This is a genomic window from Stenotrophomonas sp. S41, from assembly GCF_016624625.1.
GTDB lineage: Bacteria > Pseudomonadota > Gammaproteobacteria > Xanthomonadales > Xanthomonadaceae > Stenotrophomonas.
Genome location: NZ_JACVTV010000013.1, coordinates 1 through 15,299, shown reverse-complemented (window position 1 = coordinate 15,299; position 15,299 = coordinate 1). Strand labels below are relative to the sequence as shown.

At 59.6% G+C, this 15,299-nt stretch carries 18 protein-coding genes and 1 pseudogene; 5 read left to right on the top strand and 14 right to left on the bottom strand.

The window, feature by feature from the left end:
* Positions 1-1,378: 1,378 nt before the first annotated feature.
* The 9 genes and pseudogenes from IAE56_RS04810 to IAE56_RS04770 all read right to left on the bottom strand — a co-directional run bounded on the left by IAE56_RS04810 (position 1,379) and on the right by IAE56_RS04770 (position 7,371).
* Entirely contained in the window at positions 1,379-1,564 is a 186-nt protein-coding gene (locus tag IAE56_RS04810) for a hypothetical protein (RefSeq protein WP_200751677.1), read from the bottom strand.
* 78 nt (positions 1,565-1,642) lie between these two features.
* Positions 1,643-1,873 (bottom strand): hypothetical protein, encoded by a 231-nt coding sequence (locus IAE56_RS04805; RefSeq protein ID WP_200751676.1) that lies wholly within the window; start codon positions 1,871-1,873, stop codon positions 1,643-1,645.
* A 575-nt stretch (positions 1,874-2,448) separates the two neighbouring features.
* Positions 2,449-2,742, bottom strand: a pseudogene (locus tag IAE56_RS04800) (RHS repeat-associated core domain-containing protein); the annotation flags it as partial.
* A 265-nt stretch (positions 2,743-3,007) separates the two neighbouring features.
* Complete coding sequence (locus IAE56_RS04795) at positions 3,008-3,424, bottom strand: hypothetical protein (RefSeq protein ID WP_200751675.1); 417 nt, start codon at positions 3,422-3,424, stop codon at positions 3,008-3,010.
* A 382-nt stretch (positions 3,425-3,806) separates the two neighbouring features.
* The gene (locus IAE56_RS04790; RefSeq protein WP_200751674.1) at positions 3,807-4,130 is read right to left on the bottom strand and encodes a hypothetical protein; all 324 of its coding nucleotides are present in this window, start codon (positions 4,128-4,130) and stop codon (positions 3,807-3,809) included.
* Between the two features lie 124 nt (positions 4,131-4,254).
* Positions 4,255-4,557, bottom strand: coding sequence for a hypothetical protein (locus IAE56_RS04785; RefSeq protein WP_200751673.1), 303 nt, complete (start codon positions 4,555-4,557; stop codon positions 4,255-4,257).
* 224 nt (positions 4,558-4,781) lie between these two features.
* A complete protein-coding gene (locus tag IAE56_RS04780) occupies positions 4,782-5,306 on the bottom strand; it encodes a DUF6622 family protein (RefSeq protein WP_200751672.1) in 525 nt (174 codons plus the stop codon).
* 144 nt (positions 5,307-5,450) lie between these two features.
* On the bottom strand, positions 5,451-5,804 hold the full coding sequence (locus IAE56_RS04775; RefSeq protein ID WP_200751671.1) for a hypothetical protein: 354 nt from the start codon (positions 5,802-5,804) through the stop codon (positions 5,451-5,453).
* 136 nt (positions 5,805-5,940) lie between these two features.
* On the bottom strand, positions 5,941-7,371 hold the full coding sequence (locus IAE56_RS04770) for a coniferyl aldehyde dehydrogenase (RefSeq protein ID WP_200751670.1): 1,431 nt from the start codon (positions 7,369-7,371) through the stop codon (positions 5,941-5,943).
* A 148-nt stretch (positions 7,372-7,519) separates the two neighbouring features.
* On the opposite strand from IAE56_RS04770, the gene IAE56_RS04765 reads away from it, so the two are divergent.
* Complete coding sequence (locus IAE56_RS04765) at positions 7,520-8,431, top strand: LysR family transcriptional regulator (protein WP_200751669.1); 912 nt, start codon at positions 7,520-7,522, stop codon at positions 8,429-8,431.
* A gap of 162 nt (positions 8,432-8,593) precedes the next feature.
* The gene (locus IAE56_RS21060; protein WP_325167163.1) at positions 8,594-8,920 is read left to right on the top strand and encodes a magnesium chelatase domain-containing protein; all 327 of its coding nucleotides are present in this window, start codon (positions 8,594-8,596) and stop codon (positions 8,918-8,920) included.
* Between the two features lie 356 nt (positions 8,921-9,276).
* On the opposite strand, the gene IAE56_RS04755 is transcribed toward IAE56_RS21060, so the two are convergent.
* Positions 9,277-9,915: a hypothetical protein gene (locus IAE56_RS04755; protein WP_200751668.1), complete on the bottom strand. Its 639-nt coding sequence runs from the start codon at positions 9,913-9,915 to the stop codon at positions 9,277-9,279.
* A gap of 727 nt (positions 9,916-10,642) precedes the next feature.
* On the opposite strand from IAE56_RS04755, the gene IAE56_RS04750 reads away from it, so the two are divergent.
* Positions 10,643-11,212 carry a hypothetical protein gene (locus IAE56_RS04750; protein WP_200751667.1) on the top strand — a complete coding sequence of 190 codons (570 nt, stop codon included), beginning with the start codon at positions 10,643-10,645 and terminating at the stop codon, positions 11,210-11,212.
* A gap of 42 nt (positions 11,213-11,254) precedes the next feature.
* Here the strand turns inward: IAE56_RS04750 and IAE56_RS04745 are convergent, their stop codons facing one another.
* A complete protein-coding gene (locus IAE56_RS04745; RefSeq protein ID WP_200751666.1) occupies positions 11,255-11,974 on the bottom strand; it encodes a DUF6602 domain-containing protein in 720 nt (239 codons plus the stop codon).
* The gene (locus tag IAE56_RS04740; protein ID WP_200751665.1) at positions 11,971-12,732 is read right to left on the bottom strand and encodes a hypothetical protein; all 762 of its coding nucleotides are present in this window, start codon (positions 12,730-12,732) and stop codon (positions 11,971-11,973) included. Before IAE56_RS04740 ends, IAE56_RS04745 begins: the two co-directional genes overlap by 4 nt.
* A gap of 601 nt (positions 12,733-13,333) precedes the next feature.
* Here IAE56_RS04740 and IAE56_RS04735 point away from each other — a divergent pair.
* Together IAE56_RS04735 and IAE56_RS04730 are read left to right on the top strand one after the other, a co-directional pair.
* Positions 13,334-13,684 carry a hypothetical protein gene (locus tag IAE56_RS04735; protein ID WP_200751664.1) on the top strand — a complete coding sequence of 117 codons (351 nt, stop codon included), beginning with the start codon at positions 13,334-13,336 and terminating at the stop codon, positions 13,682-13,684.
* 179 nt (positions 13,685-13,863) lie between these two features.
* The gene (locus tag IAE56_RS04730; RefSeq protein ID WP_200751663.1) at positions 13,864-14,340 is read left to right on the top strand and encodes a cold-shock protein; all 477 of its coding nucleotides are present in this window, start codon (positions 13,864-13,866) and stop codon (positions 14,338-14,340) included.
* Positions 14,341-14,388: 48 nt separating this feature from the next.
* On the opposite strand, the gene IAE56_RS04725 is transcribed toward IAE56_RS04730, so the two are convergent.
* A complete protein-coding gene (locus IAE56_RS04725) occupies positions 14,389-14,685 on the bottom strand; it encodes a hypothetical protein (RefSeq protein ID WP_200751662.1) in 297 nt (98 codons plus the stop codon).
* A gap of 112 nt (positions 14,686-14,797) precedes the next feature.
* On the bottom strand, positions 14,798-15,163 hold the full coding sequence (locus tag IAE56_RS04720) for a hypothetical protein (RefSeq protein WP_234455885.1): 366 nt from the start codon (positions 15,161-15,163) through the stop codon (positions 14,798-14,800).
* Between the last annotated feature and the right edge of the window lie 136 nt (positions 15,164-15,299).

The window sequence follows — 15,299 nt, the reverse complement described above, 5'->3', positions numbered from 1 at the left end:
AGAGAAATTTGCAGAGGCTTAAAATGGCTCGGAATCTGGGGGCTCGACCACAACCGTATCGGTGAAGTTTGCAAAGCGGGGCGCGATGGGGATTTCAGGCACAACGACCAAGCCTCGGCCCGTTACTTGGAACGTGTCTTGGACTTGCAAGAGATGTTTCATCGCAGAGGCCTAATATTTTGATTCAAGCCGACCCGCGAAGCGGGCTCGTTTTGAATGCATTGTCAGGCGTCGGCCGGTGCCAAGGCCAGCTCATCCGCCGAGAAATCGCCAAGCCAAATTGTCTCACCCGACCCACTGATGCACTCAACAACGTACCGGTCGGGCAGACCGAATCCACGGAGCAAATCGACGACAGCACCTCGGTCCCCAACCTGGGGCGGCGCCTTATTGATCTTGAATGGATCGTAGAACGTCGGCGGATGCCGAATCTCCGTAACGACCACAGTGGAGTACTTAGAGATCATCTGACAAGGCCCAATTACCTGATAGACGGACCCGCAGGTCCGATTGTACGACTTACCCACAAGGCGCCATACGGTGGGCTTAGCCCTTGATACAGCCCGATCTTAGGGCCGCTGGGCCCGGCTAACAAGCCGACGTTTAACCGGAGCCAGCGCTAGGCTCGGCGGCGACACCAATGGCAGAAGCGGACGTTCGTTGTCGGCTACCACGTGCCGGTCAGGAGATGAGAAGGAAGCTCCTCTAGCGCACACTGCGGTGCATCCACTTCCCAATAGACGACGCAACAACCGCACCCCTCAAAGTTTTCGGGGCAGGTAGCCATGTTGTCTCGCCAGCGGTCCAACCATTGCTCGACAAGCTCCCACTCGGCATTGAACGTAGCCTCGGATCCGGCGTCGTCACTCGCACCTGACAGGACAGTTATGACAGCTCGCGGCATCGAAGGAGAATGTCTGCTTTGGGGTCGAAAGCGGAGAGTAGCACCGCGTCAGGCGCCGGCGCAGCGCTGATGTCTGCTTCCGGCCAGAAGCGGACATTGCTACCCAATGCTATTTGCGCACCCAAACTCACAGCTCAGCTCGGGAGTTCCAATGAGAATTTGTCCGCAATCTCAAATGAGCAGTCAGATGAATCCTCGACTCACAGGCAATCTGTAGAGCGAGCTTCCTATGTACCAGTAGGTCAGGGCGATGCCCAATGCGCAGTGTGTATAACGTTTCCGTTGGCATCCACTTCGATAGACCACGCTTCAGTATCTAGACTAAGCCTGTTCTCATACCACAGCCGCTCAACGCACCTCTGGCTACATTTGACACTCGCATATCGAGTGAATCTTTCGCCCTCGGTTTCAACGAAATCAGCTCTACCCAGCGACTCCAGCACTGAGACTCTAGAATCCCCCTCTCGAATTTGATCAAATTTCTTTGTGGTTGTTACAGATACTGCCGAGCAACTCCCGATATAGATTACAACCAGGGCCGCGACGATAAAGAGAAAAGCTTTCAACGATCACCCCCGACATGATTGCCTTTTTTTCGTAAGCCGGCAGGGCATCCAACAGCTTCTTTCCACATGAGGAAAGCGATGCGGCGATAACCACGGAGATGAATCACCTACTCACGCCCTCCCTGCTGATCGCGGCGCTTCCCGCCTCGAGCATGCCCCCCCCCTGAGCGGATCAATTTTTATACCATCTCGCACAAGCATTCAATATATTCTCACGACCAACCATGTCCTTATCAGATGAAAGCGCCAGCCTAGACATGATCGCGGCTCGGCTTTCTACGTCCCCGTCATCGGCCATTTTTCGCTGCCATCTCTGAGCCTCGATATCATCTCCTGAAACAAATTCATGATAAAGGTAGAGCTTTCGCATCGCAGAGATGTCGCCCTTTTCTGCTTTGATCATCAGATCCGATACCTGGGAGGCACTCAGAGAGGCACTTGCGGGCGCGTAGACATCTTTCCCTTGGTCCTCTTCAAAGAATGAATCTCGTTGCTGCATTGATCGCGACACAAAAAAAACCTGTCGCGAAGGAAGCAATCATGATGGTGAGCAGCTTCATGCGGGTATTCATTCACCTCTCCTTAGAATGACATGAATAGGCCAGGATTGCTGGCATCTTTCTGACCCTCATCGGTCCTCCCCCATATTCCAGACACACCGCCTGGATTGAACCACATATAGTTTGTCGCGCCTGTGGTCGGCGTATTGTAAGCCCTTGAGAATCGCTCAGCTATCGAATTATCGCCTTGTGCGGATCGGCACCCCATAAAGTCAACGGGCTCGCCGGGTTTCCACCCTGCCTTTACAAGCATTGCTGCGACGTCCGCAACATTCATTCTTGCGCCACCCTTTTTGTCGTTCTGCACGACGTTGGGACTCATATGGGCGTAGATCGCCCAACGCCCAGGGACGTCCGGCATAGACCGTGCGCCTTTGTAGAACTTCTCTTCTTCCTCCCTGAAGAGGACGATCTTGGCAAGCCCCAGCGGATCGACACTGCTGACGGGGTTGCTCTCAGTGTACGCGTAAGTATTCACCCCTCCGATCAGCCCAATCGGATCACTCTGCGAGTACCGCCCCACCGCCGGGTCATACTCCCGCTGGTAGTTGTAGAACATCCCACTCGCATCCGTCGCCTGCTGACCCGGGAAGCGCAACGCGAGATCAAACGCCACACCATCTCCGTCAGGATCATTGGCCGCCGTTTGGTCGCCAAATACCTCGCTCTTGTTGCTCCACACCCAGATTGCAACATCCCGCACCGGGTCGATCGCTTCGCCCTCACCCCCCACGTAGTACACACCGCTTAGTTCCGCGTAGATGGGCTTCATTTGCAGCTCTCCTAAGCGGCCATTCCCGCATCCACTGAGGGCGAGCACACAGCCGGATGCGAGAGATAGAGAGCGCAAGAAGAGACCTCTGGCATTGATGGGCATCGTGAAGAAATCCGGCATGTGTCGATTACCTTCAATCGTCCACTTCCAGAAGCTCCAGCGGAACGATTTATCCTGTTGCAATATTGATCCGCACGCAAACTCATTCTGCCTCTTCTTCGTAGCCTTCATCTGGCGCTTCTACGTAGAACTGCTCCACCACTTCCCACCCGAACTCCTTTTCAAGTGCCTCTCGCACTAAACCAGTAATCGCAAACCAAGAGGTGTTCGTGTGTGCGTCAATACCTCGCGAGTCGAAATGCGAAAGAAGGTATGAAGTTTCAGCGTGGGTCATCCGAGTTCTCTCATCATTGAGAATTGACCGACGATGCTTTTTAAGAAGTAGCCGCAATTGCTTTACTGTCGAAATCCCAAGCTGGCCAAGTTCAGCCACCACCTCTGAGAGGTCAAAGTCGCCATAGTCGTGGCGGCGGCGGAAAAGATTGAGTACCACCTTCCTAATTGCGTCTGGAGTAATTTCCCCCATGTCCTTTGTCGCACGCGCACGCAACTTCTTCATCTATTCAACCTCGCGTCTGCGCCAGTGTCGCCGCTAGTGAGCGGGAAATACTCCCGGCTCTTGCTGAATCAAACAGGATTTCTCTGGCTCTAGAAGAGCTGCGACGTCGTCCCGCCCGTAGGACACATTGCTACATTTGGCTCAGTGAAATCTACCCCGCCGCAGGCCTCGGGAAATAGTCTGACCGTCTCCTGATCCAGCACAGGCCAAGTCAGAACCTCGGATCGGCAGCTTGGTGCCCGGCCGCTGCACCAGTGGCCGTTATTGTTCGAATGCTGCCATGTCGAGCGCACTGCTGCTATCGGCCAGAAGCGGACACTCAACTCTGGAGGCAAGCCGACCGGGGGGCGGGCTCGGCTTGAATGAACTGTCAGGCCACAAGCTAGGGGAACTTCACTTGCGACCCATACACGACCTCACCAGCCTGGACTCGTAGCTCAATGTCCGCAAGGCGCTGATAGATCATGCGCCAGTGTCGCACCCAACGCACCAATAGCGGCAGGCCGAACAGGACGTAGCTGACCGCCGCCAGGAAAATGGCCGCAGAGACCTCTCCAGGGCGTACCCAAAGCCATGCCGCGAGCACGAAAGCGCTGAAGATGATTCCGCCGACACCTGCGGCAAGAATTGATCGTAAACGCATGACCGATACGGCCTTGCGGACATCTGAGAGATCATCAAGCGAGATGCGATCAGAGCTGTCCATGCGGCTTGATTACCTATTAGACGGACCCCGGAGTCCGGTTACACGACTTACCCACAAAGCACCGCATGGCGGGCTCTCCCCTTGGTACAGCGCGATCCTTGGTTAGACCGCGATGCCAGCGATGCTATTTGGCATCGAATGCCTGAAAGAGTTGGACGCTGCCCCATGTGCCAAGTGCAGTGGCAAGAATAGCTAGCGGGACAGATAGCCAGTACAGCATGATCGACTGGCTTTCAGGAATATGAAGAAAATACGGGAGCGCCCTCATAAAGAAGGCGGCTATCGCGAATACAGTTGAGATTGCCAAAGTAAGGAAGAACTGCTTCCTGTGTTTGCGATAGGCACGCGCCTGCATGTAAAGAATTACAAATGCACATAGCGCCGTCACTAGAAACTCAATCTGAAAAGCAGAAACCAAAGCGTTCACTGAGCAATCCTTAGCGGTCCAACTACCTGGTAGACGGTCCCGTGGTTCGGGGCATACGACTTACCCACAGAGCAGCGTATGGCGGGCTTCTCCCTTGATACAGCTTGATCGTAGGGCGGCCGGGTCCGGCTAACAAGCCAGCGTACAACCAGACCCAGCAGTCTCGATGGACAAGCGTGGGCTAGGCCAAAGCTTCGATCGAAGAGCCATCAGCCCTCCCTACCTCAATGCACCGGGCCCAGATTGCTGGGCATGCCCTTGCGCAGCACCGACAGATACCGCAGATACTTGCCAACAAAGATCCCGGTGAACCCACCGGACAACAGCAGATAAGCAGCACTGAAGCTGCCGTTGGCACTCAGCGCAGGCGACACCGCAAGCGCCACCTCGAACCCGTACTTCACCAGGAACGTGACCAGCAGCAGCGGCAGCAGGCTGTAGTCTGCGCTGCGCCACAACCGGCCCGTCGCTTCATTCACGGTCAGCGTCGCCCGGCGCAGCAGCACCCAGCCAAGCATCGCGCCCGCACAGATGCCGGCGAGCCACTCGCTCCACGCCACCAGCGAACCGCCGTAGCGGTGGCTGATCGACCAGATGCCCCACACCGTGAACAGCGCCGGCACGATCGCCAGCCTCCGCAGCGAGGTCTGTCCTGGCCGCATGGCCGCGACGCCGCGGGTGATGAGGTACGCCAGGATCACCCAGACCCAGATCGGGGTGTGCGAGAGGATGGGCAGCAGCAGGTTCACGGGACGTCCTTTCAGTGAGTGCCCGCACGGAGGGCGGTTGGTGGCGCTCACTATTGACAGACCGGACCCGCTGAACAAGTGACAGGTGTCAGCGACCGCTTTCCGGCCGGCGGTCGACGTCCTGCATGCCCATGCTGATCGCAGCTACCGCGCCTGAAGCTCTCCCAGGTCCAGGTGCCTGGCGTATGAGCGCTGGCTGCTGATCTGAACCACGTCGGACTCGAATCTTTGACCGTCCCTGCACTGGACGATGAAGTGGTAGCCCTTGGGCTCGGGACCGGCTACGACCATCATGGGAACCGAGAACACGCGCCCAACGGGTTTCGACGAAACCACGTTGCCGCTCTCTCCGAGCATGCTCAGCTCGCAACCGAGCCCGCCATCATCACTCTGGCCTGTCGGCACCCTTCCCGAAACGCGCACGACCATATCGCCGCCGAAGGTCGCACAACCAGAGAGCACAGCCAAACCCGCAATGGCAGCCACGGCATACTTCACTGTCGGCACTCCTGTTTGCCTGTAATGCATGTGTTGAATGCATCCGCGTTTGCATCTGCAGATGCGGCATCACTTCCGGATCTGTTTCCCCGCGCGGGGCCATTGCTTATGCACCCCGCAACATAGGCTTTTGGGATCAGCGCTTCAAGGCATTACCCAGCGCCTCATCCAGCGCCCCCACCTTCTCCCCATACGGCGCACGCAGCCGCAGGTTCGACGCCCCATCTTTGGCCTGCACCACCACCGCCTTGCGGTGGCTGAACTGACGGAAGCCATGCACGCCGTGGTACGCGCCCATGCCCGACGCGCCCACGCCACCAAACGGCAGTTCTTCCACCGATGCATGGGTCATCACATCGTTGATGACCAGCGCGCCCGACGTGGTCTGCTGGGTAAACGCCGCCTGCCCTTCTGCGGTGTCGCCGAAGTAATAGGCCGCCAACGGGCGCGGGTGCGCATTGATGTAGGCAATGGGCTCCGCAGCAGCGCCGTAGGCGATGACGGGCAGCAGCGGCCCGAAGATCTCTTCCTGCATGATGCCCATCTCATCGGTGGCCTCCAGCACCAGGTGCGGCGCGATCTTGCGGGTGGCCGCATCGAACGCGGGCTCGCCGGCCGGGGCCAGGGAAATGATCGTCGCGCCCTTGTCGGCGGCATCGGCCAGCAGGCCAACCAGACGATCGAAGTGGCGCTGGCTGACGATGGAGGTGTAATCCTCGTTGTCCTGCAGGGTCGGGAAGGTGCGGGCCATGAACTGGCGCGCATGCTCCACCAGCGCAGCGTTGCTGCCCTCGGGCACCATCAGGTAATCCGGCGAAAGGCAGATCTGCCCCGCATTGAACGTCTTGATGGTGAGCGTGCGTTCGATGGCGGTTTGCAGGTCGGCATCAGGTGCCACCACCACCGGTGATTTGCCACCCAGCTCCAGCGTCACCGGCACCAGGTTGTTGGCGGCCGCGCGCATCACATGGCGGCCCACGGACGTGCTGCCGGTAAACACCAGATGATCGAACGGCAGCTCGCTGAAAGCCTTGCCCACCTCGGCATCGCCCAGCACCACGCCCAGCTCCATCGGGTCGAAGTACTCGGCAATCAGCTCGGCCAGCAGTTCAGAGGTGGCCGGGGTGAGCTCAGAGGGCTTGATGAGCGCGGCGTTGCCTGCCGCGAACACGCCAGCCAGCGGCGCGAAGGCCAGGTTGATCGGGAAATTCCACGGGCTGATGATGCCGACCACGCCCAGCGGCTGGTGTTCGATGCGCGTCTGCATGCCGGCCACCGGGGCCTCCACCGCTTCGCTCTGCATCCAGGTGCCGACGTTGGCGGCGGCATGCTTGAGCGTGGCCGCGGTGGTGCCCACGTCCACCAGCAGCGACTGGTAGCGGCTGCGCTGGCCGAAGTCCTTGGAGATGGCCTCGGCAATACGCTCGCGCTGCTCCAGCAGCAGCCTCGCCGCGCGCTGCAGGCGGTCGCGGCGCTGCTCAAGCGTGGCCGGGCCTTGGGCAATCTGATGGGCGCGCATGGCCCGCAGGATCGTATTGAGTTCAGTGGCGTGGGTGCTGATATCCATCTGGGGCAGCCTCTTGGAATACGTGGGGAGGACGCGAAATCCCTTGCAGCACAAGGGCTTTCGCCATGGAGGAAAGGCTACGCCCCCTGCCCGGCCCCGGCCAACGAGGCTTTCGATGAAGGGTCATAAATAATGTTATGGTCCGCGCATGTCGCTCTCCCGCCTGCGCACCTTCATCGAGGTCTACCGCCAGCGCTCGATCAGTGGCGCCGCGCGCCGGCTCAACCTGACCCAGCCTGCGGTGTCCCAGCACATCGCCGGCCTGGAAGCCTCCCTCGGCCGCACCCTGTTCCATCGCCTGCCCAGCGGCGTAGAGCCCACGCCCGCCGCTGATGAACTGGCGGCCGATGTGGGCGACAAGCTGGACCAGGCCGAGGCCGCGCTGGCCGCCGCCCGCACGCGCTCTGACGAAGTGGCCGGCGCGCTGCATATCGTCGGGCACGCCGATTTCCTGGCCGAAGTGGTGGCCGCCGAACTGGTGCCGCTTATCAAGGTGGGCATGCGCGTGCGGCTGCAGACCGGCAGCACCAGCGTGGTCTGCCAGATGCTGCTGGATGGATCGTGCGACCTGGGCATTACGGTCTACCCGCCCGAAGATGATCGGCTGCGCTGCGAAACCGTGCGGCAGGAGCCGCTGCTGGCCGTGGCTGCACCGGAGGTCGCGCAGCGCATCGCCGCGCGTGCGGATTGCGGGGCGGCGCTATGCGAGGAGCCGTTGCTGGCCTACAGCCTGGACCGGCCGCTGGTGGATGCGTGGCTGCAGTTCAACCAGTTGGATGTGCGCCCGCCGCTGCCTGCGTTGCTGGGGCAGGATCTGCGGGGATTGCAGCGGCCGTTGCAGTTGGGCGTGGGCTGGACGGTGCTGCCGCACTATCTGTGTGCGGATGCGCTGAAGCGAGGGACGCTGGTGGAGATTGAAGGGCCGGTGGGACGGGCGAGGCTGGATTACTACTTGATGTGGACTGCGGCGGGGTTGCGGCAGCCGCGGGTGGCGCATGCGAGGCAGGCGTTGCTTTGGAGGTTGCGGTCGGGGGTTGGGGACGAAAAGCAGCACGTGTGACAACGGATGACTGACAAGCGCTAAGCGACGGATAAGAAACCTCACCGCAGTGCACCGAATTGCGGATCCAATTGGCCAAGATGGATATGGGGGAACTGCGAGAGAGCACGACATCTGGGAAGCCCATTGCGGTTGAGCTGACCTCAGGCAAGGCGCTAGCGCGTGTATACATGCAGCCCCGCGTTGCAGGCGCTTCGACTTCCCACAACGGAACGGCGACTTGAACTTGCCCCGGCCTTCTCAAAGTACGGCGGGCTCTACGCTCTAGTCACTGCACTGGATAGCCTCGCCGCGAGCGGGAAGGTCGAACCGCAATCGCTTCGGCACTACGAATTCCTCGGCGAGCTGGCCCTGACCGACGAACCGCCGCCGGTCAGCGGCGCGCTGCCGGATACTATTGCCAGTGCGAATGCAGAGTGCATCCTAGTCGTGCCGCGGACAATGCCGCCGAAGGCGTGCTGGCCCAAAGGTCACTGGCAACAGCACTGAACAGCCCCGATATTGCGAGCTTGAAACAAAGGGCTGGAGCGACACGTAAGCGGCTCTTGGAAGTAGAGCCCAATTGGGACTATCGTGGCAGAGATGTTCCAGGCAATTTCAATGCTGCCAAGAAAGCGTTGACCATGAGCTCAGAAAAGCTCGGGCTCCGAAATCGAACGATTTCGGAGCCCTTTTGTTACAGCGTCAGGTCAGCTACAGGCCGTCACTTATGCAGGCATTCGACACACCCTATCGCGGCAACCTTCAGACCTACCGCGCCAACCAACCGCAGCATCAGGGAGGCACGGGGGTAAGGGATAGCAGCGGCGGTCGCAAGACTGCGTACTCGATGCCGAAGTTTTGACTCAGTCTTGAACGCTCATGGTCAGAAAGATCTCGCAGCCAGGCATGGTCGTGCTGCCGCGACCGCCCAAACCCACGATTGAAGTGCGAACACCAGGCTTCACCGAAGCGTTTTGGTCTGGGCTATCGGCCGCTCCACAGCGACTCACACTCGGAGCAAGTCCCGCCTTCGCCTCGATGCTGTTCTTGGCATGGTGAATAAGTGTGGTAACAGCGCCGATGCGACGAAAGGCGATGTTGCCATTGGTGAGTGGGTAGGGCGTGAACTCCAACTCGTATGACGTATCACCTTTCGCTCCGCGGACAACGAACGGTACACGCTCGACCCGCCCAACTTCGCTGCTCGTGCCAACGAGGACGCCGTTGCTGAAAACCTCAACAAAAGCATTGTAGGTGACCGAGTGATTCACGTTTTCTTCTGCGGAAGCTGAAGTCGCAGCGCTGAGCACCGCAACCAAGGCGAGAGAAAGAGCAGAATTCAATTTCACGATAATTCCTTTTAACGGTTTATGGAGTAAATCCGATTTACAAGCCGCTTCATTGGCGGACAGCGGATCGCGCACCCTACGGCTTGAAATGGGACAATACCCTAATGAAGCGTTTTCCACAGCCCTTTCAGTGAACGCACTCAACCGGTTCATGGTACCTGCGCTGGAACTTCGGGACGGTCACTATTGTCTAGCCAGACGATCAAACAGTAGAGTCCGGCTGGGGCGTGGAACATCCTTGTCCACCAGCAGCAGATCGCATGCAATCCTGAGTGACGAGACCGAGAGCCAGATGCCGGCTCTGCTGTGCGACTCGGCGATCAGGAAGCTTCGTTGAGAACTTCCTCACTTACTACCAGCCAATGGAACTGCGATAACTCGAAAAGGTCAATGCTCACCTCAGCGTAAACCCTCCGCATTTGATCGTAATCAACAAGCCCGCGCAGCTGTTCGATGGAAAGCCGACCGGCCATCGCGTCCAAACGTAAGCCACGCTGTATTGAACATCTTCGTCAGATCTGACGCCTGCTGGCCAGGCTACCATTCCTAAGGGATTGCACAGCAACTTCAATGAGCTTGAGATCAACGCTGCTGGAAAGTAGTCTTCGCCCTAACTCGCGACGTTGTCCAACTGATCAGCACTAGGCTTCCGATGTCCTTCAAGTTCCCCGTTGGCGCAGCCGCCGGCATCTGTAACATCTGTGGCAGACAGGCAGATCTCACAGTCAACCATGTGCCCCCAAAGGGGTGGGCGAGGGGAATAGCCCTTCGGGTATCGAGTGTTTCAGACACTATTTCGGGACAAAAGCGTCCTCAATCCTACAAGATGCCTGACGGCGTCTGCTTCCGCTCCTTGTGCAAAACCTGCAATGGAGCAGTCATGGCGCCCTACGACAAGGCACTGATTTCAATGACAGATCAGATTTGCCAGGTGCTGACCGATGCCCAAAAGGTAACTTACTATCAGTCAATCAGGATCCGCCCACAGCAGGTGGCTCGGGGAATTCTCGGGCACATCTGCTCCGTAGGCCTCGGAAGGTACGACGAGCGCCTCAGCAGGCACCTCTTCAACCCTGACTCTGATCTTCTTCATGAAGTCCGCCTTAGCTACTGGGTCTATCCTTACGCAGGACGCACAGTAATTCGCGACTTCGCGCTGGGCAACTTTGCCACTGGCATTTCTAGCGCTATGTATCTGCTCAAAAGCTACCCGCTTGCGTTTGCAATGGCGTGGAACAAGGACTTCCTTTTCGACAAGTGGCAACCCCAGAACTTTGATCGATACGCCAACATTGGACCGGCTGACGAGGTTGACCTTCCCTTGGACTTTGTGGGCCTTCCTGGACAGCTATGGCCAGAGCACGTGCAAGGCAACCACTACGCTGGCATCCACGATGAAGGAGCATTCATCGCCAAGGAGAAAAGCCACCAAAGCCCAGTGCGCGAGTAGTGCCCGTGCAGCTGCATGCTCAGCAGCAATTCTCACGCCAATCTAAGGGATGTGTTTAGCGTAACTACGGATATCGAGCATCGGTACCGTTCCGAGCTCCTGGAGTCTGGCCATTAGTTCAAGCAAGAACCGTGTGGTTGCCCGTGACCCAACCTGCAGTTCGAGAGCGCCTTCATCGCTCATGAAGAACGTACCCGCATCTGCAATACAGCCCATATCCAGCTGTCCGTTCCCGCCTTTCCCAAGAACATGGTCGACCAGGGTGCCCCCCAGCGGAGGGGTCCACGAACTGCTCAATGAAAGCAGCCCGGCCAGAATGCGCCCTGGCTCCTTTGCTGGCTTGGGACCATCAAAAGTAGGCACAGGCATGCTTGTTCTGACCAAGCGCCTCACACTCTCTGCCTTGATTTGCGCATAGCCGATAGTCTCCGCGCTGGTCACCTGCTTGGCCTCAAAGACCGCATACACACTCTCCGCAGGAACGTAATGCACGCCCGAGTACGCAAAGACCAGTGGGGAGTACTGGCGATCGTGTATGACCACGTCGATCTGCTGACTAAAGTTCCCCTCGCTATCCACAATATGGGCTTTGCTCACCACGTAGCGCTTGGGCAAGTAGCTGCTTAGCAGATCGATCCAGACCTGTTCACTGGCATCTCCCTTATCGGTGGGGTGATGCAACGCCAAGCGGGCAGTCTTAAGCGCGGCTTCCACCTGCTCGTGCAGGTGATCCAGAAGGTTGGGAAGTGACGGCTGTTTCATTGGACGATGCTGCCCCATGACTCTTGCGCAAGCGCAACCTGAGCGGCGCGCTCAATCGCTAGCTTGTCTGCAACCGTAAGATCATCAGAGATTACGTTGTTTCCGTTAGAGGGATCTGTAACACGAGCGGCTACGAAATTACTGGCCAAGAAGCGCAGTACCACCAGAACGCGCTCGGCCAAGCTTACGGAGAAATTTAGCTGCAACGCCCGGATCACAATCAACTCAAGGTAGACAGATGGGAAGTCCAATCCATTCTGATCCCGCCAGAGTTTGATGATCCTCGTCTCAGGTTGCATGCCCGCCGTACGCACTACGTCAATGTGGGTCTGTACGTTGGTCTTCGTCCAAGTATCTGCCCGACTACGATAGAGACTATGGTCCGTGGTGAGCACCGTTTGCTGTTTCCCTGGTACAAGATCCACATCAATCTGACCCACCCGAATGCCCAGAGACACATCCTGCTTACGAGGAGCGTGGCCCGCATCTGACAGAGCGTTGAAGAGCGTCAGGTAGATCTGCTTAAGGCTATCGGGGGTCGAAGGAATCAAGGAAATGAAGAGATCCACATCAGTGCCACTCTTATTGGATGTCCCCTTAGCGAAGGATCCGCTTGGAGTTACTGACTGCACGTACTGACCGCCCCAAGCATTGATCACCGGGGTCAGCGTTGCCCTCGCTAAGAACGCCGGGGAGAACAAGGTCGTATCGACGGCCTCCCGCGTAAGAATCGCCTTCAGGTATAGGTCGCCAGTCAAGTTCGATCTCCGTATCGTGCCCCCCATTGTACGACCCCTGTTTGCGCTGTGAGCTCCATTGGGTGCAGCCGGATGCTTACCCGGCTCCGCCACACCCTTTTCCAGATTTTCCCCGCCTCGCTCGATCTCAGATGATCTCCACCAGCGGCGCTCACGGCGACGCCCGCCTTCGATTGACGTGTCGCATCTGCCATATCCATTCGCCCTGATCGGCAATCTGACGCACTCGTCGCAAAAACGCCAAAGTCCTTGTCTGCCAATGGCCTGCTTGCGCTTAACCCTATAAGAAAATTACGAAAGAGCATTGGGTTGTGGCGGCATTGCCCCTAACCTCTTGGCAATCCCAACAGCATCAGGCAACTCTGGCAGTGCCACCGACAAAGGGTGGCCGGGCGTCGAAAACCCGACATGTTAGACGTTGTTTACGCTTGCCAGCCGGTACCACCTTGCGTGGTGCCGGCTGGCAATCCGTCTGCCGGCTATGGCGGGCGGTGCGTGGGGGTCTTGTACCCGCCGGCATTGTCTAACACCGGTTTTCGAGCCACGCATCGTCCGCCACCTTCATCGGTGGCGGCTTCTGCCTGCTTGCACGGAGCCTCCCATGAACAAGCCGCATTCCCCTCCCCCGCGCCCCATCCAGGAAGCGCCCTCGCCTGGCCTGGACCCCAACACCCTCATCGCCCTCCTGCGCAGCATTGGTGCGGGTGCGGCGTCCGATGGACAGCCTTGGCCTGAGCGCCATCACCTTCGCGGCCGGCAGATCGCCATGGCCGATGCGGACTGCGCGTTGGCGGGACAGCGCGTGGTGCAGGAGATTCTGCTGGCGGCGATTCGCGCGCAGCAGAACGGTGACTCTGACCAGTACGTGGGGGATCGCGTGTTGGAGGGATTGGCGATGGCTTCGCTTGCGCTTACGGCGTTTATCCAGGAGCGGGTGCGGCCGGAGGGGTGAGGGTGGTTGGTTGGCCGCGAAGGGCATCCACGCGTGGCGTGGATCTACTTGGGGTGGGGGGCCCCCCCCCGGGGGGGGGGGGGGGCCCCCCCACCACGGTGGCCGGTTGGGGTCAGAGCCCGGTGGTGTTGGGGGCGGAGGGGTCTGACCCCGGTGGCCTGGGTTGATGGAGGTGTGGGATGAAGCAGTGGTATTTCGGCTTGGCGGTGCTTTGCGTGGGTTTGGCGGCGGCAGTGTGGATGCAGTGGCCCGCGCGCGCAGGCGATGAGGTTTCGGCTTACCGGAAGTTGCCTGTGGTTGAGTACCGGCTGCTGCGCAGCGAGGCGATGGGCTATGCGTCGAGCCAGGCACTGCAGGGGCTTTCGTTCCATGCGCGCTCTGATGGCGCGGGCTCGTTCGAGATTCGCTGCAAGGGCGTGGCGGTGATGGAGGTGGAGAACGCGCCCGCGCGTGTGCTGCTGCGGATGCCGTCGGATGCGCTTACGCGTGCGCCGGATGTTGCGCGGCTGCTGGAGAGCTTCCAGCAATGGCTGGTGGAGGAGCCTGGCCATGCGCGATCGGTGGGCGAACGCGGGGAGCCGTCGTGGCTGGAGGCGCGGTTGCGGGACGTTGTGGAGGGCGTGCCGAAGGAGGAGCGGTGCGTGTTTGGGGGATAGGCGGTTGGTGAGGCGTAGTCGAGCAAGCTCGATGCTACGGGTCGGGTGCTACGCGATGTGGAAGGAGGCGCGGTGGGTGGCGTCGAACTGGAGGGCAGCGACTGGCACGGTACCGACCATGGCCAGCAGACCTAACGCGTGCTTCTCCCACGGTTCCACTGCGTCTTCCACATCGGTGCCCATGGTGTGCACGCGGTACTCGGCGGGGTAGTCATCCAACGCATCGTCAAAGGGGCAATCGAGCAGCCACTGGCGTGAAGCCTCATCGGCCACCCACATCAGCCGCGGCAGGTCGTGGAACTCACGGTAGTCGAGGATGCGGTAATGGCCTGAGGGCAGAGACATCGGCGTTTCCTGCGCTGGCGCGGATGGAGGGCCGCGTCTCTACGATACGCCGTGAGGTGGGGTCAGAGCCCTTTCCTGCGGGGAGCAGTCGAGCAAGCTCGACTCTACCTACCTACGGCCTAGGGGCCCTTGCAGCGACGGTGGCCAGGCGGCGGCTGACGAGTCCATAGAGGTCCTGCAGCTCGGTGGCACGCTGCGGCGTCATATTGCTGCCGAAGAGGACGCGTGCCAGTGCGGCTTCGTGGGTGTCATCGGGGAAGCGTTCGCGGGCGCGGTAGACGTTCTGGAAGACCAGCCAGGCCAGGCGGAGGCCGCCGCCGGGGAGTGGGCGCACAAGGCGTTCGTAGGCCTGCCAGAACTGGTATTCGGCCTTGAGATCGACCGTCGGCGCCGCGTAGGGCACCGGACGCGGACGTCCGTGGGCACGCGGGCGGGTGGGCAGGTAGACGGGATCGGGATGGGCCATGGTGGACAGCATGCCCCAGCAACATTGTGGGAACCTTGCGTTGGTGCCGGAATATCAGTGCGGGTTGTGCAAGTGCGACGGAGAGAGGGGGGGGGGGGGGGGGGGGGGGGGGGGGGGGCGGGGCGCGCGGGGGGGCGGCGCAGCGGCA

Bases quoted from the DNA above. Each gene is read 5' to 3' on its own strand.
- IAE56_RS04805 (WP_200751676.1), bottom strand. From the start codon at position 1,873: ATGATCAAAGCAGAAAAGGGCGACATCTCTGCGATGCGAAAGCTCTAC.
- IAE56_RS04750 (WP_200751667.1), top strand. From the start codon at position 10,643: ATGGCGCCCTACGACAAGGCACTGATTTCAATGACAGATCAGATTTGC.
- IAE56_RS04735 (WP_200751664.1), top strand. From the start codon at position 13,334: ATGAACAAGCCGCATTCCCCTCCCCCGCGCCCCATCCAGGAAGCGCCC.
- IAE56_RS04725 (WP_200751662.1), bottom strand. From the start codon at position 14,685: ATGTCTCTGCCCTCAGGCCATTACCGCATCCTCGACTACCGTGAGTTC.
- IAE56_RS04795 (WP_200751675.1), bottom strand. From the start codon at position 3,424: ATGAAGAAGTTGCGTGCGCGTGCGACAAAGGACATGGGGGAAATTACT.
- IAE56_RS04755 (WP_200751668.1), bottom strand. From the start codon at position 9,915: ATGAACCGGTTGAGTGCGTTCACTGAAAGGGCTGTGGAAAACGCTTCA.
- IAE56_RS04770 (WP_200751670.1), bottom strand. From the start codon at position 7,371: ATGGATATCAGCACCCACGCCACTGAACTCAATACGATCCTGCGGGCC.
- IAE56_RS04790 (WP_200751674.1), bottom strand. From the start codon at position 4,130: ATGGACAGCTCTGATCGCATCTCGCTTGATGATCTCTCAGATGTCCGC.
- IAE56_RS04745 (WP_200751666.1), bottom strand. From the start codon at position 11,974: ATGAAACAGCCGTCACTTCCCAACCTTCTGGATCACCTGCACGAGCAG.
- IAE56_RS04765 (WP_200751669.1), top strand. From the start codon at position 7,520: ATGTCGCTCTCCCGCCTGCGCACCTTCATCGAGGTCTACCGCCAGCGC.
- IAE56_RS04730 (WP_200751663.1), top strand. From the start codon at position 13,864: ATGAAGCAGTGGTATTTCGGCTTGGCGGTGCTTTGCGTGGGTTTGGCG.
- IAE56_RS04720 (WP_234455885.1), bottom strand. From the start codon at position 15,163: ATGCTGTCCACCATGGCCCATCCCGATCCCGTCTACCTGCCCACCCGC.